The 22,540-nt window shown below is 42.2% G+C and carries 15 protein-coding genes and 1 pseudogene; 3 read left to right on the plus strand and 13 right to left on the minus strand.

Features of this window, described 5'->3' with window-relative positions; all coding sequences use genetic code 11:
* The first annotated feature begins 98 nt into the window (after positions 1-98).
* Positions 99-1,289 carry a HAMP domain-containing sensor histidine kinase gene (locus RMY32_RS10265; protein WP_322715041.1) on the plus strand — a complete coding sequence of 397 codons (1,191 nt, stop codon included), beginning with the start codon at positions 99-101 and terminating at the stop codon, positions 1,287-1,289.
* 169 nt (positions 1,290-1,458) lie between these two features.
* Here the strand turns inward: RMY32_RS10265 and RMY32_RS10270 are convergent, their stop codons facing one another.
* Positions 1,459-2,769, minus strand: coding sequence for an aminopeptidase P N-terminal domain-containing protein (locus RMY32_RS10270; RefSeq protein ID WP_322715063.1), 1,311 nt, complete (start codon positions 2,767-2,769; stop codon positions 1,459-1,461).
* Positions 2,770-3,436: 667 nt separating this feature from the next.
* On the opposite strand from RMY32_RS10270, the gene RMY32_RS10275 reads away from it, so the two are divergent.
* Positions 3,437-4,678, plus strand: coding sequence for a VCBS repeat-containing protein (locus tag RMY32_RS10275; RefSeq protein WP_322715042.1), 1,242 nt, complete (start codon positions 3,437-3,439; stop codon positions 4,676-4,678).
* 91 nt (positions 4,679-4,769) lie between these two features.
* On the opposite strand, the gene RMY32_RS10280 is transcribed toward RMY32_RS10275, so the two are convergent.
* The 11 genes and pseudogenes from RMY32_RS10280 to RMY32_RS10330 form a co-directional block, all read right to left on the minus strand.
* Positions 4,770-5,537 (minus strand): MBL fold metallo-hydrolase, encoded by a 768-nt coding sequence (locus RMY32_RS10280; RefSeq protein ID WP_322715043.1) that lies wholly within the window; start codon positions 5,535-5,537, stop codon positions 4,770-4,772.
* A 3-nt stretch (positions 5,538-5,540) separates the two neighbouring features.
* Positions 5,541-6,140: an aminodeoxychorismate/anthranilate synthase component II gene (locus RMY32_RS10285; protein WP_322715044.1), complete on the minus strand. Its 600-nt coding sequence runs from the start codon at positions 6,138-6,140 to the stop codon at positions 5,541-5,543.
* Positions 6,141-6,616: 476 nt separating this feature from the next.
* On the minus strand, positions 6,617-7,072 hold the full coding sequence (locus RMY32_RS10290; protein ID WP_322715045.1) for a diacylglycerol kinase family protein: 456 nt from the start codon (positions 7,070-7,072) through the stop codon (positions 6,617-6,619).
* A 153-nt stretch (positions 7,073-7,225) separates the two neighbouring features.
* Complete coding sequence (gene ybeY / locus RMY32_RS10295) at positions 7,226-7,753, minus strand: rRNA maturation RNase YbeY (RefSeq protein WP_322707034.1); 528 nt, start codon at positions 7,751-7,753, stop codon at positions 7,226-7,228.
* A gap of 124 nt (positions 7,754-7,877) precedes the next feature.
* On the minus strand, positions 7,878-8,033 hold the full coding sequence (locus RMY32_RS10300) for a DUF3285 domain-containing protein (protein WP_104904774.1): 156 nt from the start codon (positions 8,031-8,033) through the stop codon (positions 7,878-7,880).
* Between the two features lie 130 nt (positions 8,034-8,163).
* A protein-coding gene (gene prfB / locus RMY32_RS10305; RefSeq protein ID WP_322715046.1) for a peptide chain release factor 2 occupies positions 8,164-9,286 on the minus strand; the annotation gives its coding sequence in 2 pieces (ribosomal slippage) (positions 8,164-9,213 and positions 9,215-9,286; 1,122 coding nt in all).
* A gap of 117 nt (positions 9,287-9,403) precedes the next feature.
* A pseudogene (locus RMY32_RS10310) lies at positions 9,404-10,562 on the minus strand (PCRF domain-containing protein).
* 131 nt (positions 10,563-10,693) lie between these two features.
* Positions 10,694-11,422, minus strand: a complete 729-nt coding sequence (locus RMY32_RS10315; RefSeq protein ID WP_322648731.1) for a Bax inhibitor-1 family protein — start codon at positions 11,420-11,422, stop codon at positions 10,694-10,696.
* 113 nt (positions 11,423-11,535) lie between these two features.
* Positions 11,536-14,301: a pPIWI_RE module domain-containing protein gene (locus RMY32_RS10320; protein ID WP_322715047.1), complete on the minus strand. Its 2,766-nt coding sequence runs from the start codon at positions 14,299-14,301 to the stop codon at positions 11,536-11,538.
* Entirely contained in the window at positions 14,294-17,770 is a 3,477-nt protein-coding gene (locus RMY32_RS10325; RefSeq protein ID WP_322715048.1) for a hypothetical protein, read from the minus strand. Before RMY32_RS10325 ends, RMY32_RS10320 begins: the two co-directional genes overlap by 8 nt.
* The gene (locus RMY32_RS10330) at positions 17,770-19,077 is read right to left on the minus strand and encodes a Fis family transcriptional regulator (protein WP_322715049.1); all 1,308 of its coding nucleotides are present in this window, start codon (positions 19,075-19,077) and stop codon (positions 17,770-17,772) included. Before RMY32_RS10330 ends, RMY32_RS10325 begins: the two co-directional genes overlap by 1 nt.
* Positions 19,078-19,687: 610 nt before the next feature.
* Between RMY32_RS10330 and RMY32_RS10335 the strand changes: the two genes are divergently transcribed.
* Entirely contained in the window at positions 19,688-20,473 is a 786-nt protein-coding gene (locus RMY32_RS10335; protein ID WP_229498888.1) for an RNA polymerase sigma factor SigF, read from the plus strand.
* A gap of 37 nt (positions 20,474-20,510) precedes the next feature.
* Here the strand turns inward: RMY32_RS10335 and bchD are convergent, their stop codons facing one another.
* Positions 20,511-22,535 carry a magnesium chelatase ATPase subunit D gene (gene bchD, locus RMY32_RS10340; RefSeq protein ID WP_322715050.1) on the minus strand — a complete coding sequence of 675 codons (2,025 nt, stop codon included), beginning with the start codon at positions 22,533-22,535 and terminating at the stop codon, positions 20,511-20,513.
* Positions 22,536-22,540: the final 5 nt, after the last annotated feature.

The following is a 22,540-nucleotide window of genomic DNA, read 5'->3' on the forward strand; positions in this document are numbered from 1 at the left end:
GTGAACTATATTGTTAAATTTGGTAGAAACCCACTGCACTTGCTAAAATAATTGGATATGGAAGTTCACTCATCTATCTTTTAGCTGAATTTAACATAATGGATTTTAGTCAAGTACTGGCTGAGAAAACGGATACCATCGTTGATAAATGGATTTTAGCGGTTCGCAAGGATAGACAGATTGAAAGTGCTGATGACCTATCTTATACAGCGGTAAAGGATCACGTCCCTGATGTTTTGAAAGCTATGGTGACAGTGCTTTCAAAATTTCAGGATAATGATATTCAGTCAATAGTTACTGCCAGTTTTCAGCATGGAGCTATTCGTGCCGAACAAGGCTTTGATCCAGCAGAAATCGCTAGAGAATATCATCTGCTGCGAACAATAATACTTGATGCTCTACAAGCAGATTTATTGGAGGGAACACCTGTAGAGATAATTCGTTCTATGCGTTTGATTGACGCTATCCTAGACGAAGCGATCGCTCGATGTTTCAAGAGTTATGTTGAAGAACGCTTGCGGGAATTACAGAAGTTACAAGCATCACTAACGCTCCACAATGAAGAACTCACGCGGTTAATTAGCGCCAATCAAGAGTATCTTTCCCAACTAGCCCACGAATTAAAACATCCTCTAACTTCTATTATTGGTTATTCGGATCTATTTTTACGCCAACAACGACGAAAGGCTGATATAAAAGACAACTTTAGCAATTTAGAACATATTGAGCGGGTACTACGCAATGGTAGACAGTTACTCCATTTAATCAATGATGTACTAGAACTTTCCCGCTATGAGGCAGGACAGACAAAAATCCAATTAGCGCCTACCGATGTGCGGGAATTAATCGATAATATCTGTCAAATGTTGGAACCTTTAGCTGCGGGAAAAAATTTACAAATTGTAGTCGATTGCGATCGCATCCCTGAAAAATTAATCACAGATTCGTTTCAGTTGCAACAGATTATTACAAATCTTCTTAGTAATGCGATTCGATATACAGAGTCGGGGACTATTATTATCATGTGTCAGATGTTGGAGAAGCAGAGATGGGCGATCGCAGTTTCTGACACTGGAATTGGCATTGCACCCGAAAACCAAGCCCAGATATTTGAACCCTACTTTCGCGTCAGTTCTAGCGATCGCCCCTATCTTCCTGATAGTACAGGATTGGGATTAGCGATCGTTTCGCGTTTAATAAAACTATTGCAAGGTCAAATTAACCTAGCCTCACAGGTAGGTGTTGGTTCTACTTTCACCGCAATTTTTCCTTTAGAAGTGGAGTTTTAAAAGTCACGGTAATACAAGCAAAGTCCACCTCCGTGGACTAATACAAAATCAAGGGTTTAAACCCACGAAGGTGGGTTTTGTATTTCGACTTTGCTCAACACAAGTCTGTATAGCCGCGATTTCAATCGCCGGGGCTTTTCTTTGGGATGATGTCTACCATCCCCATTTTTTATCTTTCGATTTCATTTATTTCTTTGGGAACCCCCGCAGTTAACACCTCATGTCCCCCAGGTGTAACTAACACATCATCTTCAATCCGAATACCAATGCCAACCCATCGAGGATCGGTCTGTGGCTGGTCTTCTGCTAGTTTGGTATCTGGCAGAATATATAGTCCTGGTTCCACTGTCAAAATTTGACCTGGTTGTAAAATTTGTGGTTTGTCTTCACCATGCTGATAAACACCTACATCATGGACATCCAAACCTAACCAATGACTGGTACGATGCATATAATATGGTTTGTATTTCTCTTCTTCAATTAACTTATCAATTTCACCCTTGAGAATGCCAAGTTCGACTAAACCTTCTGTGAGAACGCGTACTGCTGTATCGTGAACTAACTTGAAAGGATTACCTGGTTGGACTTGAGCGATGGCTTGTTTTTGCGCCTCCAAAACAATCTCATACAATGTCTTTTGTTCTGGCGTAAACTTACCTCCAACCGGAAATGTCCGGGTAATATCCGAGTTGTAATAACCATAGGCACAACCGGCATCAATTAGCAGTAATTCTCCATCCTGCATTTGACGATTATTTTCAATGTAATGGAGTACGCAAGCATTGACACCAGATGCCACAATCGAAGGATAAGCAGGCCCCATTCCACCCCGGACTCGAAAGATCCGTTCCATCTCCGCCTGAATTTCGTACTCATAACGTCCCGGCGCGGCGATTTCTTGGGCATAATTGTGCGCTTCGGTAGCGATCGCAGCTGCTTCACGCATCAATTCCAACTCAGCTTCGCTTTTGATCAATCTCATGCTGTTGAGGACAGGGCCAGTATCTTCAATAGCGATCGGCCCTGTACCGCGCTTCGGATAAGTCCGCAGTAAACTTTGGTAATGTTTGAGGATTTGATCGTTAAAATTGCGATCGCGTCCTAAGTGATAGTAAATCCGGCTGGCTTTTTCTAAATACTGCGGTAACTTTTCATCTAACTCGCTAATGGGGTACGCTTCATCAGCACCATAAATTTCCTTGGCTGCATCTACCCCACAAAGATAACCAGTCCATACTTCCTTTTCGCGATCTTTTGGTTGGACAAACAGCACGAATCGATGTTCTGCGTGATGCGGCGCTAAAACTGCTACTGCTTGTGGTTCATTAAAACCAGTCAAGTAAAAAAAATCACTTTCCTGGCGATAAACATACTCAACATCGTTGTGCATCACTGCCATTGGCGCACTGCGAAAAATGGCTGTTCCATTACCTATTTTTGCCATTAACTGTTCGCGGCGCTGCCGATATTCTGCTTGCATAGTTGATGTACTTTTAAAAAGTATTGTATTATTTGACACTTTTAGCAACTAACAAATGCACAGATGATGCTTCTTAGTAGCTGCTAATCTAAGTTATTCTAACCAATATTTGTTTCCACTCAAGTTATAAATCAGTGGAGAATAATTAATTATCTCGAAAGACTCAAATCCTTGACTTCTTTAAGAAGTCGGGGATTTTGTTGTTATCGAATATTTTAGGATATTCATGAAGTTAAATAAGTTTTAAACGTTTATTTTATACAAATTTTGGTGTTTCATCAAAGGTAAGATTATACAAAATATATTAGGAATAATGTAGCGATCGCTTCTATCTTAATTAAGTCGATCTAATTAAACATAAAATAAATTTCTGGTTCGTAAGTAGATTTTTGATACAAACCTTAAAATGTCAAAAAAATAGATAAAGTAATCATTTTCATCTATAAATAATCATATATAGATTACAAAACATATTTTGCAAATGCTTATGTATAACTTGAAAATTTTAGAATAATAGTTTAAGAAATATTTATCTTCAAAGAGTGACATTAATAAATAAAAAATAGTTATAAAAAAATATTGAAAACCAAGTAAATGTTATTTCGTTACAGAAAGAGATTGCCAAAAAAAGTTAAAAAAATATGGCAGCCAATAATAAAAATTCACCATGCCTGAACATCAAAATTCCTCACCCTTAGCTTTGAATACATCTCGATTAGCATCAGATTCTTTTGCAAAATCAGAAATCTTGACAAATTCTCTTAAGAGTTTAAATTATGATTTGGGGTTTGGAAATAAGAGTTCTTCACTAGCACTAGAAAGTCAACCGATAACTGTGCCTGTTAAAACGTCAGCAAATCCCAATCCTAATCCTTACTTGACTAGTGCGGCGATTACTCCTGACTTTAACGGTGATGGCAAAACAGACAAAGTTTGGGTCAATTCTTCAACTGGTGAGATTATCATTCGGTTGATGGATGGCACAAAAGTTATCGAACAGGGTTCTTTGGGTCAATTTGACCTATCCGCCTATGATTACAAAATTGCTGACTTCAATGCTGATGGCAAAACCGACTTCTTATTACGCAATAAGACAACCGGTGAGAATAGCGTTGTCCTGATGGATGGCACCAAAGTTGGTAGTGCGGCTGCTCTAAGTAGCGTCGATCCAGCCTGGAGTCCTCAGATTGGCGATTTCAATGGCGATCGCAAAACCGATATCTTCTGGCATAATACCACAACTGGCGAGAATGCTATTTGGGAGATGGATGGCACTACAGTTCTGAATGCAACTGTTCTAGACAATACAGATCCAGCATTAACTCCTACCATTGTTGACTTCGACGGCAATGGTAAGAGTGACATCTTCTGGCGCAATGCCACAACAGGCGATAACACAGCTTGGTTTATGGATGGGACGCAAAAGACTGAATTTGCTCTACAATCACAAGATGCCGCCTGGACTCCTAGCCTTGGTGATTTCAACGGCGACTTTAAGACAGACATTCTGTGGAGAAACGCCCAAACAGGTGAAAACAAGGTTTGGACGATGAATGGCATCTTAGTCACAGAGGGTGCTTTGGGCACACTTGACTCATCCTGGACTTCCAAAATTGGTGACTTCAACGGTGATGGCAAGACTGATATCTTCTGGCACAATGGCACCACAGGTGAGAATACCGCTTGGTTGATGGATGGCACAACAGTTGCGACTGAAGCTTTCTTACCAGCTAATAACGCGGCCTTGACACCATCTCTTGGCGATTTCAATGGCGATGGCAAGACTGATATCTACTGGCGCGATCAGACAGCAGGTACAGACAACATTTGGACTATAAATGAAACGACAGCAGTTGAGACTCCCATCAGCGACGCAGATAAGCTGACTGGAGAGTGGTATACGTTCTAAAATCAGAATTCAGAATTCAGAATCCTGAAGGTGGAGGCAGGAGTCATGATTCTATTCCTGCTTCCCCTGCTTTTTTCCTAGTCCCCTTTATTCAAAATTTGTAACTCAAAACTTGAATCTCGCTATTCTCCGGCAAATCTTTAGGGCTAATAGAAATACTATCTGCACTGCTACGCCGCACTTTCATACCTTGCATTAAGGTTAGAAAATTATCTAGTGGTGAAAGATCGCACTTAGCAGCATCAGCAGCCTGTGTCCGGTAATGAGTCGGAATCACTAACTTGGGATTTAATACTTGAACAGCCTGCTTTGCTTCCTCAGCATTGTAGGCTTTTGCACTGCCTCCCACTGGAATAAATGCCACATCGGGACGCCCCATCAGGATTTTTTGCTCAATAGAAATGGGTGCAGCAGCCCCACCTAAGTGTAGGATATTAATTCCGCCTTGCTTCCAACTCCAAGCAGTATTTGAACCAAACTGCCTACCACCTTTGCGATCGTGGTCTATGGCAACTCCTTGGAATTTAATGCCTTTAAACTCATAAACTCCTGGTTCATAGATGAGTTTTGCATTTCCCGGTAGTACATCCACGGCACCTTCATCTAGCAGTTGGCTGCTAATCAGTACCAAATCTGCTGCAACTTTTGGGGGACGATACTTAGCAGTACAACCGATTGACCGAAATGGATTGACGAGAACTTTCGCACCGCCACCAGTAAAAAGAAAGCAAGTATGACCCAACCACTGAACTGATAAACCGCTAGATTGTGCGTCAGCTTGAGATTCAGAACCCAAGGTAGTAACTAAAGCTGTGGCCAACCCCGCCCCAGCATAGCCCATCAACTGTCGTCGTTTCATTAATTATGCTCTTGACTGTAACTGTTGGAGAAAATTTCGCAATAACTGTTTTCCTGAAGCTGTCAGGACACTCTCTGGATGAAACTGGACGCCCTGAATGTGAGGATAGTTCCGGTGTCGCACTCCCATAATGGTGTTATCTTCAACCCAAGCGGTGATTTCTAACACATCTGGGCAAGTCTCACGTTCGATTACCAAACTATGATACCTGGTGGCGGTCAGAGGATTTTCTAATCCCCGGAAAACCCCCACTCCAGTGTGAGATACCTGAGAGGTTTTGCCATGCATCAACTCTGGAGCAGGAATTATTTTACCACCGAACACTTGACCAATGCTTTGATGTCCCAAACAGACACCCAAAATTGGTAACTCTTGTCCTAGCTGTTCAATCAATTCTAAAGAAATGCCGGCATCTTCCGGGCGACCAGGCCCAGGAGAAATAACTACAGCTTCCGGCTTTAATGCCTGAATTTCATCTATGGATATCTTGTCGTTACGAAAAACTTTAATATCATCTGCCACTGGGAACTCTGATGCCAATTCTCCCAGATACTGCACTAAATTATATGTAAAACTATCGTAATTATCGATAACTATAATCAAAGTTTATAACTCCTAGCTTTATCACTTATCAGTTGCAACAGCATAGACAAATATCTCATACTAAGTGAGTGGGCGTGAATAATTAAAGGTTTGTAGTAAGTGACTTTAGCCCTTAAAATAGAATTAGAGTCGGTTACTATGAACCAATTTAATTAATTTCACATTGCATAACATAGTTTGATTTATTCTTGCCTACTTATTTATTTGTTCGCTAGATGTAAAAATAACCCTAAAGTGAACACGTAAATATGAAGCGGCTACTCTGTGATCAGCCACTTGTTCAATTTTAAATTGCTTATAATGTGTTCTCTAGGGGATCGGACATGCGATCCTCTTATTGGCTCACTTGGCGATGCCTGCGGTGGTCACTGAGCTTTGTCGTATCACTTGCCTACGGCACGCTGTTCGCGTTCGTGAAAGCAAGCTACGCGCAGCGTCTCATAGAGAAGTGCGGGCTATGTTGGAGCAAATCACCTCTACAAAGTCGATATAATTAACCTTACTAGAGGAGGGAGCAATAGCGTACCTGCTACTAGCATCGCTACGAAAGCAGAGACAAGCACTGCACCAGCCGCACAATCTTTAGCAATTTTTGCCAAATCATGGTATGTCTGCTTAACGGTTAAGTCCACAACAGACTCAAGCGCTGTATTTAGTAACTCTAATGCTAAAACTAAACCACTAGTTATACCAATTACCGCTATTTCCACCGCTTGCAGATGCAAAAAAACGCTTAAAGCGATAGCCATTGCACAAACACTTATGTGGATGCGAAAATTACGTTGAGTCTGAAAACTATAGCTGATTCCAGCCCAAGCATATTTAAAACTAATAAATAAATTAGAGGCTACTTTCCAGGAGAATTCCCGTTCGTTAGACACCAGTGTTTGTAACGAGGTAGGCGTTGGTGATGGAGAAATTTTTTGGGACATAGACTTAAAAACACAAGAACAGAGTTGCTACAGTGGGAATATTCGCCGATCTTAATGGCAGAATTAACTTTGAGGCAATCTTTAAGCAATTTTCCACAGAAGTATTATAAAAGTATTACCCAAAATTAACATTAAGAGATACTTCAATTACTGCTATTCCATGTCAATAGCAATACCTATTGCATTCAGCAATCCCACTTGCTGTTTTAACATTCGCTCCAAACTTTTTTCATCAGGATGATCCCAGCCCAACAGATGCAATAAACCGTGAGCAGCTAACCAAGCTAGCTCAGTTGGTAAGCTATGTTCCTGTTGTTGAGCTTGGCGCTGTGCTGTATCTACAGACACAATAATATCACCTAAGTATAATGGTACAGAGGCAAGCATTTCTTTGCTTTGAGGAAAATCCACCTCCAAAGCAGCAAAGGCTAAAACGTCTGTCGGCTTATTTTGCTGACGATATTGAGCATTCAGTTCTTGAATTTGCAAGTCATCTGTCAAACGCAACCCAATTTCATAACTTGGCGCTGGTGGAATCTGAGGGTGAAGTATTTCCAACCAGTGATTAAACCAGTTTTCCCAAGTTTCAGGGGTAATTCGGGCATTAGTCTCGTCAATTTTTACAGATGTTGTCGGGGACAACTCATAAAAATACTCCTCCACATATAGTTCAACTCTCAGGGGCACACAGTCTCCTTGTCTGAGGTTTACGATTTGTCGTTAAGACTGTCTTTTGTCCTTTGTCATCGGTCATCTGTGCTTTTAAATATAATTAATGACTAATGACTAATGACTAATGACTAGTTTAGTGAGTGAGGTAAGCAAGACCAACAAGCAGAGCTAAAAGCCCTACAGCAGTCAACGCAAAATGCTTTAGAGAAGTTCCACCCTTCCGCACCATGTTTCGCATGGCAAGTTTGACGTAGCTAGGTTGAGGTTCTGTTGAAGGTGAGTTGCTCATAGTTATTTGTCTACAGACTCTTTTATAACTGTAACAGTTGGTCTGGGATAGAATTGCGATCGCCCATATATTGCTAAAGCGTTTCTGTGTGAAACGCCTTAGCAATCTGGGTGTTATGTAATGAGCAATTTTATGCCAGAGTGTTTTCTACTAGTTTATTTTCTTGGCGCAGATAAGCTTGAATGAATGTATCAAGTTCCCCATTCATCACATCGCCAATCGCTGTTGTTTCCGTGTTTGTACGCAAATCTTTCACCATTTGGTAAGGGTGAAACACATAGTTACGGATTTGGTTTCCCCAGGAGGCTTCTACCATATCGCCACGAATTTCGGCAATTTCTTGGGCGCGTTGCTCTTTGGCTATGACCAACAGCTTTGCTTTGAGGCGATTTAGGGCTTTTTCTTTATTTTGCAGCTGCGATCGCTCTTCTGTACAGCGCACGGCAAGACCCGTGGGCAGGTGAACAATCCGCACCGCAGTTTCTACTTTATTGACATTTTGCCCGCCTTTACCACCAGAGCGAGTTGTGGTGATTTCCAAATCTTTATCTGGAATATCCAATTGCACAGAGTTGTCAATCTGTGGCATCACTTCCACCCCTGCAAAACTGGTTTGTCGCTTGCCGTTAGCATTAAAAGGTGAAATCCGCACTAAGCGATGTGTACCCATTTCTGAACGCAAATAACCATAAGCATAGCGACCGGTTATTTCTAGGGTTGCCGATTTTATTCCGGCTTCATCACCCTCCGACTCTTCAGCTAAAGTTACCTTATAGCCGTGAGCTTCGCCCCAACGGGTGTACATCCGCATCAGCATAAATGCCCAGTCTTGAGCATCTGTGCCACCAGCACCAGCAGTAATCGTCAGTACAGCACCTTCTGCATCATAGGGGCCAGAGAGTAACTGTTGTAACTCCCACTGATCTAAGTCACGATTGAGTTTAGTGATGGTAGATTCGGCTTCTTGGAGTAGTGCCTCATCGGTTTCTAACTCCAACAATTCCACAACTGCCTTAGTATCTTCTAGATTGGCGTGCCAGCGATCGTATTGCTGGAGGTGGGCTTTGAGATCGTTGAGTTCTTGCAGCGTTTGTTGGGCCTGGGTTTGGTCATTCCAAAATTCTGGCTGTGCTGATATTTTTTCGAGGTCTTGAATTTTGGCTGTCAGTGCGGGTACGTCAAAGATAGTCCTGGGTTTTACCCAGGCGGCCAGACAACGTTTCGATTTCGCGTTTGAGTTCTAAAACTTCCATAGTGCTTGCTGTAATGAGAGATAGAGCGCTTTGGATTGGAAAATTGCTTTTTATTTTACTTATGTTTCTTGATTTTAGCTGTAGTTGAGCAAATTTTTTCTACACTACTTATATAAGTTACAAAAGTGACCTGAAATTATCAAGGGCTTCTTGGGTCACTGAAGTAGTGTGAAGCTGTTGCAGATAGGCTTTGATAAAGAAATCAATTTTACCATCTAAAACCTCTGCCGCAGCAGGTGTTTCTACATTGGTACGTAAATCTTTCACCTTGGTGTAAGGATGCAAGATATATTCACGGATAAGCTTGCTGGATAGAGATTTTATCTTTCCGGGTTGAATTTCATCATGCTGGACATTTTGGGCTAGTGCGTAGGCGTAGCCCGTCGTAGACATCGCAAACAGTTTACTCTTGAGAATAGCCAGGGCTTTCTCTTTGTTTTGCAGCTGGCTACGCTCTTGGTTACACGATACACTAATCCCAGTCGGAATGTGAACCATCTTTACCCATGTTTCTGTTCGGTTGACATTCCCTCGATGGCGATAAAAAGTAATTTCTAAATGCTTCTCTGGAATCTCAAAATCAATAGACTCATCTAAAATAGGGCTGACTTCTACACTGGCTAGGCAAGTATGCCGTCTGCCATTGCCATGAACAGGAGAAATTCGCTCTATTCTTGCATGAGTTCCTTGTTCCGATTTTAGTCAGCCATAAGCATAACGCCCTGTAATTTCTAGGGTGGCATGTTTGAAACCTCCTAAATCACCTGCTGACTCTTGCACTAGATACACTTTATGGTTATGATTTACTGCCCAACGATGATATAGCTGTAATAACATAGCTGCCCAGTCTTGGGCATCTATACTTCCAACCTCAGCCGTAATTGCCAAGAATGCCCCGTTTTGGTCGCAGGGAGCGGACAGGAATTGTTCTATTTCTAGTGTTTCGAGTTCTTCCTGGAGTTGGGTAAGGTTGGTTTGCGCCTCTTGCAATAATTCTTCATCAGCAGATAATTCTAGTAGTTCTAGTGCAGCTTTGATATCTTCTAGAATGAAGTGCGATCGCTGATATTGTTTCTTCTTAGCGTTGAGGTATTCAATTTCTTGAAGTTTCTGATAGTAAGTGACAAAATTATGCCAGAAAGTAGGTTGAGAAATTAATTGATTCAACTCTTGAATTTTTGCATTCAGTTCCGTCAGGTCAAAGACAGCCTTCAGCCTTGGTCAAGATATTAGACAACCTTTCTACTTCAATTTTGATATTTAAAAGTTCAAGCATAGTTTTGCTCACTTGAGGCTTAATTTATCTATATATCCTACTATTAAAACGATGAAAAAACCGTGGTTGCTAAAAATTTAACCACGGTTTTACCCTTATAAAACTTGACTTTTGTTAGTGTCTACAGACAATTAATCGCGGCCATTGATGGCAATTAGCAACCGCAAGATAAAGACAAACAAGTTGATGTAAGTAAGGTACATCGACAAAGCAGCAGGCAAATATTGGTCATCGCTGTAAGTGCGGGGCAAGATGTAGAAATCGACAACAGAAACCCCAACAAACAGGAATACTCCTAAACCGGAGATGGCGATTTCTAACCAATTTGGCGTGTAAACACCAAACATAGCAAACCCGAATTGCGCTAAACACACAACCACCAAGGCAATGACACCAAGATTGATGGTTTTCGTCAAAGCCATGCCATCTTGTTCAGAAAGATTTGAACCAATTTGACGGGCAGCAATAAAGGTGACACCACAACCAAGGGCAGCTAACCCAATGCCTTGAATGCCAACGCCTTGGGATCTCAAAGCGACATACACCAAGCCACTGAGGGTATATCCAGACAAGAGGCTGTAGGTTGCCAATAGGGGTAGTGCAAGCCCCTTGTTACCTTTTTGGGCAACATTCTGAGCAACAAAGAACAAAATTAACTCCACAATCACCGCACCAATGAAGGTGGGAAAGAATATTCCGGGGTTAGTACGGATAACTCCCAAACCACCGTAGGTTCCTAATGCAGTCAGCACCAATCCACCACCGACGTAGGGGAGGGCGTTGGCAATCACGTTTGGGCCAACAAGGGCGTGAGATTTAGCCTCACGGATAGCTTCACGAAAATTACTGGTATTGCTCATATTGAAAAACTGTTTTTTAGGAAAACGTTCTACTTATTCCTATTGTTACCAATCTTTGCGGTTAACAGCCAACGATTTAATATTGTTGCAAAATCTGAAAGGTAGTTTCGTTGTTAAAAATTGGAATCCTCAGAGACTGACGATTCCACTGGATCTTTAGTACTGATAGCATACTCTTTAGCCTTGATTGCAAAGGGAAAAGGCAAAGGCAAGGAAACGTCATTTGCAAAATAAGGCCAGCGACTTCTGAGAGAGTGAACAAAGTGAGCTAGCTTGTCGCCCTTGATTTCTGGGTGATGAATCAAGGCTATTTCTAAAATTTTGGCTTTTCCAGCTTGCCTGCTGCCATTGTCAAGGCGAGACTGATTTTTTTGTAATATTGTTGTGCCTCGTTCAGTATACAACGCCTTTCTAACGCTCAGGTAGAGCGATCGCTCCCCATCATCACACACACTCCGCCATCGGTAAACACCACTGGTTCGACTCCCAGGAGAATCTTTAACAATAGCAACTGGTACTTCACCAGTATCTGCAATTCGTAAGCGCACAACCCACAGACGATTGATTTGCTCTTGTGAAAGGTATTGTTTTAGTGCTTGCAATGGGTCATTAGTTAGTAAATTTTGGTTTTGTAGCCAGTTCAGCATTTTGCGGGCATTTAGTGCCTCTGCCATGAACAGTACACGCGGGGGTTTATTATCAGTAATTGGAGTATTTAAACACTCTTGCAAACATTCAGCAACGAACTTATTGATTAGCCTTTGTTCTTTCGTTTGCTCTTTGCGCTTTTGTTCATCATCAAGCTCTTCATTACTTTCATCATAAGAGTTAGAATCCCAGTCTTCATTAAGAAGATGCGCGAGTCCAACAGGATATGATATCCAGCCTTGTTCTTTAAATAAATCAGGAGTTGTTAATTCTACTTTAGCTGTTATTGGATTAACTCTGATCATCAAAACAACAGTTTTGGGAATATTTTCAGCATTGGTTTTGCGGGTACGGCGTAGAACATAAAAGCACGTTAACCAGACATCAGGATCAATGCCATCTTTTTTGGAATTAATTAAAGGAGTATCAGGTAAAATCCCAAATTGCCTTAGTAAATCTGATACTGCTCGTTTTACTGGTTCCAAACCGGATTTTTTCGGTTTTTCTTCACCAGCTTTGGTAATATAAGTTATCCGATGAATGTGTTGATTGAGATAGCCTGCTTTCATTGCCCCAATTCGCCACGCCAACTTGGGATCAGCCTCGGATATACGAGATTTCGGTCTAATTTCGATTAATGCCCCACTTAGTTCTTTAGTTTGGGGTAGAAACGCGGTAATTTGATTAATGCGCTCTACTAATAAATCAGGGCGTTGCTGTTGATAAGTTTTCCTTGCTTCAGAGAAATGTTGAATTTCCAAGTCTTGTGTAAGGTCGCCAACATGTTGAGTCTTGATACACAGAGAACCGCAGGAACCTTGATAAATATTTTCTACTTTTGTGGGTGATAAATATAGTAACTGGCAAATTTCAGCAACTAGTGCATCACGACACTGTGGAGTTTCCCACAAAATCAGTATGGTACGGAGGGGACTTTCAGCTTTACGAAATACTGCTGGTGCTGCTAATTTTGGTCGCAGCATTGGGGTGTGTGAATGATTTGGATCGTCAGATTTTTTGGCTTTTTTAAGTTTATTAGATTGGTTTTTTTTGTCAGCAAGCAGAGGAACAATTTTCTGTTTGGGTTTTTCTAAAGGCCAGAAAATAAAAACGTTACCTGTCACCCTCTCAGCGTCACCAACTCTTTGAACAGGGAGATGTGCTTCAATAGCTCGATCTAAACTAGCCAAATCTTGTGGGCTGACACCAGCAAAGCAGGGTGGTTCACCTAATTTAGAAGTATAGGCGATCGCAGCTTGGATACCACTAGGAATTGTGTTGACACCTGACCAGTTGTGATTTGGGTTAGAAACGAAATTATTTGCGTCAGGAAGTTGAGAGTCATTGAGAGAAAGAAGATTGCTGATGGCTTGAGGCCACTTTACTTCCTTTCCATAACGGTTCATCATCAGTGGAATAAAGCAAAAGGGTTGGCGTTGTCCATCTAACCAGCGACGGTTATCACCAGTATGAGCTTTCACACCTGGATAAGGTACATAATTCAAAGGTTTAGTCAGCCAACGTCGAATTGATAAATGATGATAAACAATAGGTTTTTCGCGCCAGGGAACTGTTTGCAAAACAAACTCAATGACAAATGAAATGTAAGCTGTTTCTGTTATTTCTTTTCCTGTTGTTACCGTAACTTGACTGGGAGGCCATGACATCAACTCAGCACCTTGAAGGCTGACCACTGGGTAAAATGTCAATTGATACTGCTCATCAACGCCAAAGGAAACTGTTGGTTTTTGGAGAAACTCCTTGGCAAGGTAATCTGGAATTGCTTGGTAAAGGTTGCTTGTTTCGACTTTGTTTTGAGGATGGAGTAACTCATAGGTTTGTGAATTTCCCCATTGCCAATCATCATTATTCAAATTTGCAAGCTGTGACTCAACATCCTCCAAGGAACTAAATTCTTCTATTAACCAATCTTTGATCAAATTACCTAAGTCAGAAAGTCCTGTGGTTTCTGTTGCTAATAACCAAGGTACATTGTCTTTTTGCCAGCCATTACGCAAAGTCTTGATAATTTTGGGAAAACTACCAACTACCAGGGGATCGAGGGAGTAAACTGGCACAGCCCGATAACTTTTACCTTGGAGTCTGGCACGCTGTTGAGCAAGGTTGTTGGCGACTTGTCGCCATGTAGTAGGGACATAGATTGCAGAGAGTTTGTATGTTGGATTCGTTGCAGTAAGTACCCAAGCACCAGGAAGAATAATTTTAGTCATAGTTTAAATTTCTTTGTTTCATTTGTTGAAGTGCGTTCAGAAAAGCGCCATAAAGCGATCGCGCCAGCACATCCTCACCTTCTATATAAGGTTCCAGCACCTTGATGATGGCAACCAAAAGTGAAGTACTTTCACTGTCTTGTTCGCCAATGGCTGAATTTGGCGCGAATTTCACATCTATAAAATGGACTACTGCTGGTACACCACCACGCACCAAACGCCCAATGATTTGCCAAATACTTACTAACTGAGTCCAGCAAAGTACCGATCGCTCTCCTTGTGTTAATTGCTTAAAAGCCCACGCCGTATAGTTCAAGTTGACCATCTCGGCAACAGCATTCTGGTAGAAGATATCTGCAACCTGAGTCAGGGTTAGGTTCCCCGATATTGATTGAGCTTCTTCGTAAAGTGTGGAGTCTTTTTCGTGCTTTAACGCCCAAGTATTGAGTTGCTGAACAGTAGATTGCCAGTTATCAGGGATTGGCATAGGTCTATTGAGGAACAGCACTGCACCAAATGCAGCTTTGCCTTCAGCATTCAAGATGTTATGACCCCGTTCTAGAGCTATCAAAGGGGCAACTACAATCTGGGTGGGTAAATGTTGTAAATTCCTAATTTCGCTTCGCAGAATACCATGAAGATGAGTAGGAGCATTGTCACGACGGAGGGTAGCAATACCGTCATCGTTGATGTTTACGTCGAAGCGGTAGCGCGATTGTAAGATAGACGTGACCCATTCGGATTCATCGTAGCTACCCACGACAATCAAGATGCGATCGCGATCGCTCCACCATTCAGGTTGCTGTTGTTTTCGCTGTGCTAAATCCTGAAATACCCCATCTAGAAAACTCTCTCCACCTCTTACTGAGTGGCACATAGCCTCCACCATTTCTTTAGCAGCAAGTTTGCGTTTTGCAGGTGGTAATCCTGATAAAGCAATATAGTTGGCTTGCGGATTCTGTTTGGGACTAAAGAAAAATTGACTTTCAGCTATACCTGCCTCGCCAGTTCTAGATTGCAACAATATAGTGGGTTTTATGTTGATGTGATAAGCTGGCGAACCTGGAGCATAGCTAGTACCTGATATCAGAACAGTATGTGGGCCGTCCCAATCGTCAACTGCAAACAGTTTTGGGAAATTTAACAGTAACGCACGACCTACACCTACATAGCGGAAATAGTCCAGCTTGCCAGCTTTTTTAGCGCTACGTTCTTGTTTATACAAAAAACCTAGAATATTTCCCACTGGCGATTCTGGTAAAACTGAGAGGAAGTCATCCGGTGGACGATGTAAAAGGTCTTGGCTTGAGTCGTGCAAGTTAATTACCCGACCGAGGTCGCTCAGATTATCAACTATAAAACCCAGGCGGTTATCGAGTATGGTGACTAAAATTGCAAACTGGAGATTTCGGGTTAGTTCCTCAAATTGAGTCTCATCTGGTAGGGAAAGATTATGGATTTCTATCCATCTTTTGCACCAAGGAGCAATTTCAGCTAAGGCTTGACGGTCATCTTCCGCAGTTAGTATTGTCAGCGCCAAACCTGAAAGTTCACCACCACGACGGGGATTGAGCGGATGTTGTAAAAATCCATCTAGTTGATCCATCATTTGTTTGCGGCGGCGACGTTGCTCTGTGGGAGCCAAGTCTGCTTCAATGATGCGTTTACGCCGTTCTTCCATGATTTGTTGGCGAGTTAGTTTCGGTTTCGCTGAGACAGTAATCTCAGGCGGATCAACCAAGTCACGGATAATCCGAGCAAATAGAGAACGACCTGTAAAAGGAAGTGGCGCCAACCACGCAACTAATTTAGGGTGCGTGAGGAGTAAGTGATAGATGCGGTTAGTAGCATTTTGGGTATTGTAATGTGCGGTTGTCCAAGCAACAAAGCGATCGCCTGCCATATCACTGCGATCGGAATTGTAAATCGTAGACTGATTAAGTCCGAGTTTATTTAAAAAAGAGTTTTCAGAAGCATCGACTAAGACTTCATCCGGGGCAAACTCTTCGTCAAACTGAATCTGTACGCGATCGGCTTCGTCAACAAATAGATATTTACATTCTCGATAAACAGCCTCAGCAAACGTCAAGTCTTGTTCAAATCCTTGGCGGGGTACACGAGTATGAATAAAACTAGCAGGGGTGAAAATCCAGACTGAAGCTGTAGCAATATCGTGTTCTAAATGGTGACGTGGACATTTGTAATAACAGGGACAAGTGTATTTTTTATCACTTTCCTGCCAGTCTTCATCATCAGAATCATCATTATCAGCTACAAGAACTTTTTGATAAAGCTTGTGACAAGGTTCATTGCCAAATTCCCATTTATCTTCTGATTGCACTAGAGCTAAAAGTGGACAGACTGGACTAAACCAACGCCATGCAGGGTGCATCCCTCCTTTAGTAACTTCCTCACCCTCACTTTTGAGAATAGGTTCGTAGACTTTTGCCAGTTGCTCTTGGCGTTTACTACCCAACACTGGTGCAGCAGGAATTCCTAATTTGTGGCAGAACAAAGAAGCGAGGCGCACTGCTGTAGCAACATCATTCACCATCAACCCACAGCGATCGCCCTGTTTAGCGGAGTGGTAAATCAGAATTTCCAACAGGGTAGACTTGCCCACATTCAAAAGCCCAACAATGTGGATAAGATTTTCTAAAGTTAGCTGATTACCATGCTGGAAATTATCTGATTCAGCATCGTATAGCTGGAAGAGGATGTTTTCCAAACGGTTACGATAATTTTCTTGTTGCCCAAACTGGGACAATTTATCGTCCATTTCTTGGGCAGCTAGTATTAATTCTTCACGGGTAACGCTACACTGTGGATTCTGCTTAGTCCGTGTGCGATGAAGGGTTACTACACACGAAGGTGCTATGTTAGCAACTTCCTTGGGAATATTAATCGGAACCTCAACTGGAGAGTTACCTTTTTGGGAAATCTTGGCATACCACCGCCCCTCATCTGCTAATTTGACTTTTCGTTGTCTATGCTGTGGAGTTTTTAATAAAGTTGGAAGATATATCTTCTCTAAACGAGTTGGGTAGGTACTGGATAAAATAGTTTGAGGAACATTCCTTGCCTCTTCAAGGCTGTAGATTCTAATAATTTCAGGTAAATTTATGTACTCCTGAAGAACTCGCAGCCATTGTCTGCCTTTACGCTTAATCAAATAGAAACGAGCATTTTGTATAAGTTGCCAGTTGCGATCGCTTTGTAGTTGTTCAACTGGAAAACGATATCCTTTAAGCAAAGCTTCCACAGAAGTGGCAGGTTCTTCTGGTGCTACTTCCTTAAGTAGGGTTAATCCCAATTCCACATCAGCAATGAGGTAGGCAAGACGCTTAAGTTCTCGCTGTTGTACCTTAGTATCTGCGTTAACTAAACTAGATACTATATGCTGTTGTAATTCATCCGAGTTGCGGAGTTTTTTACACAGCTCCTTGCGCCAGCTAATGGTGTCACGCATTATTTTTTCTTCCCTAAAATTGCTTGAGCCTGAGTGATGATTTCGCTAAATAAGCGTAAGCGCACCCCTTCAAGTTCAGGTTCTAGTTGTTCGCGCACTACCTTTATCCGTAAATAGTCTTCGCGTTCATCTGGAAAAACTACAAAAGTTTCCGTTGCATCACGCCGATACTGCACTTTTTTCAAACGTTCTTCATCCACCGATGACCAATCTTTAAAATCAATTGCCCAGCGAACTTTGCGCGGGAACTCTACAAGTAAGTCAAATTCATCGACAAAAGGCCAGAGAGTAACGCGCAAACCCAATTTTGTAAGTTCTTCTTTGAGTTGAATTTCCCAAATTCCTGGAAGCGTACCGTACAAATGTACGCCAGGGGTAACAGCTTTCCAGTCTGCTGCTTTTTCTTTAGAAATAGGTGGCAATGGTTGAAAGTTGCTGGTTGCACAAAGTCTTGCACACCAAGGGTTATGGCAGGTATATGTACCATCAGGGCGTTGGCGTTGCACATACTTGCAGCGCGGACACAGATGATAGACGCTACCCTCTGCCAACTTATCCATATCGACATAGATTTCTAACCGTGACAATAACTCCCGCAGTGGTCTGAGTTTGGGTAAACGTAGCTGTTGCCGATATTCTGAGTAATGAAGAGTGGGTTTAGTAATAATCAGTTGTCGAAAAGCGCGATAAGCATCTTCTAACTGATTTCCCCGACAGTATTCCAGTACATCTTTCAGTACTGACTCTTGTACCTGCGCCACCACATCATTACCCGAAACTTGCCATTCTCTTGCAAAATCGGAAACTACTCCGTCTTCTATAACGCTGACATCTGGCGAAAGATATTTAATCTCTTGGGCTGGTTTCCAAGAAGTAATTGATGTTTCCGCCCAATCAAAAAATTGAGGTAGGTTCTCTGGGGCTTGTTCTCCCCGTAGTAAGGAAGTTAAGTACATACGGGACATCCCAATGCGAAGGGCTTCTGGTACTTGACTTCGCTTTTCTAGCTCAAGTTTTTCCCACTGCACCACGCCAGTAGCCAGATATCGCAGAGTATCGGTAACAGATAGGTGTAAGGAGGGTTTTTCCGGTTTAGATGTCAAAAGGCGAAGACTACGGGCGCTGTGGTCATCCCATTCCACATCTATACCGCGCATAGTTTGCAACCACTTCTGAACTGTTGCTTTCTGACGTGGTTGCATTCCGAGTTCTTGACACAACTCTTCTAGAGTTGGCCCTTGTTTATGGATACTAAACCATTGCTGAAGTGCATCGAGAATTTTTTGTCGGTGTTTGGTGATTTTCATTGTTCACCCTCCTGTTTAGCAGAAGTGTGACACCCATCAAACTGGCATGTCAATCACCTGTTTCTATGTTTCCACTAAGTTTCCAAAGTTTCCATCTTACCAATATTGAATAGAAATGTACCTCAAGACCCAACTAAGTAGAAATTCCCATTAAAGATGAGTCGGAATTCTGTTTTTTGTAGCTTAGGTTTTGTTCTTGTACCCAACTTTCAATTTGGATTTTCGACCTTTATTAATGATGGTGCGTACTAAAAGATAAAATTGCCCAGTCTCTTTTGCGATTAATTCAGTACCGATTCACGTTGCTCTCAGTATGACAGATGGCTATTAGGTCAGTTATGCATTGTTCAGCATAAATAGCTAGTTTTTGTTGCAAAAGCTAAAGATTATGTGCCATTCAACAGTTATATAAAAAGCAAAAATCACCTGTAACAGAGGGGTTCGCAAAATCATGCGTACAAATACTGAATTGTGGAGTTAGACCCCTAACAAGTTCAGTGAAACGACGATGGCTTATTCTTCCCTGACTCAGCAAAATAATAACAGCTTAGAAGAAAATATACGCAGCTCCATTTTCTCAGGAATAGGAGTTACAACAAAGGTAATTTATATGGCAACAAGTGAGTCCTCTTTACGAACTGATGGTATAGAATTATTGCACTTGTATCACCAGAATCCATCTATTAAACTTCGTAATAAACTTGTACAGTTACATACTGGCTTAGTACGGAAGATGGCTCATAAATTCAGCCATCAATGCAATGAACCTTATGAAGATTTAGAACAAATTGGGTATTTTGGTTTGATTAGGGCTATTGAGCGTTTCGATCCTAGCCAAGGATATGCTTTTAGTTCCTTTGCAGTGCCATATATTCGCGGTGAGATGCTGCACTTTTTGCGCGATCGCAGTACTCTATTAAAAATTCCCCGTCGTTGGCAAGAATTATACAATGAAGGACAAAAGATTCGCAAGGATTTATCAATCTCTTTAGGTCGCCCGCCCAAGGATGCTGAAATTGCCAGCCAACTTCGAGTATCTGTACAAGAGTGGCAAGAAACCAAATTAGCTGCTCAAAACCGGATGCCTTTGAGTTTAGATGCAACCGCAGTTAACTATGTTGATTGCCAAATAACCTTGGGTGAGGCACTTCCTTGTCCTCGTTCTCATGTACTTCTGCAACAAGAAGAAGAACGCCAACAACTCCAAGGCGCAATCAATATGTTGGAAGAAAAGCCCCGCATGGCAGTTGAAATGGTATTTTTGAAGGAACTTTCTCGCAAGGATGCAGCTAAGAACATTGGTACTAGTCCAATGACAGTAACCCGCTATCTGCAAAAGGGAATTCAAGATTTGATTTGCTATTTACAACCACAGGTAATGCCTACTGGCTCGTAGTCATAGCTAAGTCAAAAATCCAATGACAAATGACAAATTATCTAGATTTTAAATCAGCGATCGCACCTTTGGTCATAGCAGCAATAGCTCGATCTGTCGCTTTCGGCAAATGATAATATTTACCGCCTGCTGTTTGCGATAATTCTTTAGCAAACCCAGTAGACACAAATTTACTTTCTGTATCAATTACTAATAGTTGCATTCCCAAAGCACGGATTCTCGCAGCAATTTCTAATAATTCTCCTTTGATATCTGGCTTTTCTCCTGCTTCTAGCTGTTCGCCCAAAGAACGCGCTAAAGGAATATTACCTCGCCCATCGGTGATTGCTACAAGGACAACTTGCCCAATATCTCCACTCATCTGAGCATTTAAGCCGACGCGCACAGCCTGAGTTAAACCATGTGCTAAGGGTGAACCCCCGCCACAGGGCAACCTTTCCAAACGGTTACGCGCCAAAGCAATAGAACGTGTTGGAGGCAATAATACCTCGGCTTGTTCTCCCCGGAAGGGAATTAATGCTATTTGATCGCGGTTTTGATAAGCTTCTGTCAACAGTTGCATCACCGCACCTTTAGCTGATTGCATTCGATTCAGTGCCATTGAGCCAGAAGCATCTACCACAAATACTACCAACGCCCCAGCTTTACGTACTAGGCGTTTCGAGCGAATATCAGCCTGCTCGACAATAACTTTTCTTTCTGGGTGTCTTTCTCTTCGTGATTTTTGATAAGGAGCCGCAGCTCTCAAGGTGGCATCTACTGCAATGCGTCGCGCTTTCCCCTTAGGTAACATTGGCTTAATGTAGCGTCCCCTGTCATCAGAAAAGATGACACTGCGACTACCAGATTTACCTTGCCGCTTCGCTGTTTGAGTAAAGTAAAGCACGCTGTCATCAAGAATTACCCCTTCTGGATCAAAGATAAACTCTTCTGGGATACTGGGCGGTTCTTGCTCTTGATTTTCTTCCTCTTCTTTTTGTTCTTCCTCTTCTGATTCGTCTGGAGGTTCTTCTTGATTTTGTTGCGGCGGCGGAGGCGGAGGTGGTGCTTGTTGTTCTGGTGGTGTCTGCACAACTGTGGCGCGTGGTATAATTACCAGCTCCACCGCACGGCGCAAATCTTCGGCATTAACTGTTGTTCGTCCCTCCAAAGCCGCAGCAGCTTTAGCAACCCGCGTGGCGAATAACTCGGCGCGATGTCCTTGAACTCCGCCGCGAATTGCCTCATCTACTAAATAGGCAATTTGTTCGTGGGTGATGATTACTTCTTTGAGCCATTCCCGCGCTAAGATGATTTGAGTTTTGAGAGAGTCTAAATCTTCGTTGTACTGTTGGAGAAAATCTTGGGGAGATTTAGAATAGGCGATCGCTTGATCGACTGCTTCTACTCTTTGATCTAAGCCGAGTACACCATCAGCAGAGAGTGCGATCGCAATTCTATCTAATAAATGCTCTCGTAATCCACCTTCTTCTGGATTGTAGGTGGCAATAAATAGGGATTTGCACGGATGCTGAAAACTAATCCCTTCCCGTTCAATTTGGTTGTGTCCCTCAGATAATACTGTTAAAAGCTGATTTGATATTTGGTCATCTAATAAATTAATTTCATCTACGTACAGTACACCTCGGTTGGCTGTAGCGAGTAATCCAGGCTGAAAAATCGTATCACCTTGTTTTACTGATTTTTCCACATCTACTGAACCGAGGAGTCGGTCTTCGGTGATACCTAGAGGAATTTGCAAAAAAGGCGCGGGGATAATTTCGACGGGAATATCTTGAATATCTTTGTCTGCGTACTCCGCCAAAAGTTGATCGTCCCATTCTTCTGGGTAGTTGGGGTCACAATTACTGATTGAACCTTTGACAACTTCTATCGGCGGTAGTAGAGCGTGGATAGCACGAGCCATTACAGATTTTGCCGTACCGCGACGACCTGCGATCGCCACTCCTCCCAAACCAGGATCGACTGCGGCTAAAAGCAAGGCTAATTTAATTGCTTCTTGACCAACTACGGCTGTCAAGGGAAAAGCAGCGATTGTAGGATTAATAGTAGGCGCAGGCATTGTTT

Origin of the sequence: Nostoc sp. ChiSLP03a (assembly GCF_034531215.2) — a bacterium.
In the GTDB taxonomy this organism is placed as follows: Bacteria; Cyanobacteriota; Cyanobacteriia; order Cyanobacteriales; family Nostocaceae; genus Nostoc.

What these genes read in the sequence shown, in the direction of transcription:
- RMY32_RS10265 (WP_322715041.1), top strand. Translation starts at nt 99, where the DNA reads ATGGATTTTAGTCAAGTACTGGCTGAGAAAACGGATACCATCGTTGAT.
- RMY32_RS10270 (WP_322715063.1), bottom strand. Translation starts at nt 2,769, where the DNA reads ATGCAAGCAGAATATCGGCAGCGCCGCGAACAGTTAATGGCAAAAATA.
- RMY32_RS10275 (WP_322715042.1), top strand. Translation starts at nt 3,437, where the DNA reads ATGCCTGAACATCAAAATTCCTCACCCTTAGCTTTGAATACATCTCGA.
- RMY32_RS10280 (WP_322715043.1), bottom strand. Translation starts at nt 5,537, where the DNA reads ATGAAACGACGACAGTTGATGGGCTATGCTGGGGCGGGGTTGGCCACA.
- RMY32_RS10290 (WP_322715045.1), bottom strand. Translation starts at nt 7,072, where the DNA reads ATGTCCCAAAAAATTTCTCCATCACCAACGCCTACCTCGTTACAAACA.
- RMY32_RS10300 (WP_104904774.1), bottom strand. Translation starts at nt 8,033, where the DNA reads ATGAGCAACTCACCTTCAACAGAACCTCAACCTAGCTACGTCAAACTT.
- RMY32_RS10315 (WP_322648731.1), bottom strand. Translation starts at nt 11,422, where the DNA reads ATGAGCAATACCAGTAATTTTCGTGAAGCTATCCGTGAGGCTAAATCT.
- RMY32_RS10320 (WP_322715047.1), bottom strand. Translation starts at nt 14,301, where the DNA reads ATGACTAAAATTATTCTTCCTGGTGCTTGGGTACTTACTGCAACGAAT.
- RMY32_RS10325 (WP_322715048.1), bottom strand. Translation starts at nt 17,770, where the DNA reads ATGCGTGACACCATTAGCTGGCGCAAGGAGCTGTGTAAAAAACTCCGC.
- RMY32_RS10330 (WP_322715049.1), bottom strand. Translation starts at nt 19,077, where the DNA reads ATGAAAATCACCAAACACCGACAAAAAATTCTCGATGCACTTCAGCAA.
- RMY32_RS10335 (WP_229498888.1), top strand. Translation starts at nt 19,688, where the DNA reads ATGGCAACAAGTGAGTCCTCTTTACGAACTGATGGTATAGAATTATTG.
- bchD (WP_322715050.1), bottom strand. Translation starts at nt 22,535, where the DNA reads ATGCCTGCGCCTACTATTAATCCTACAATCGCTGCTTTTCCCTTGACA.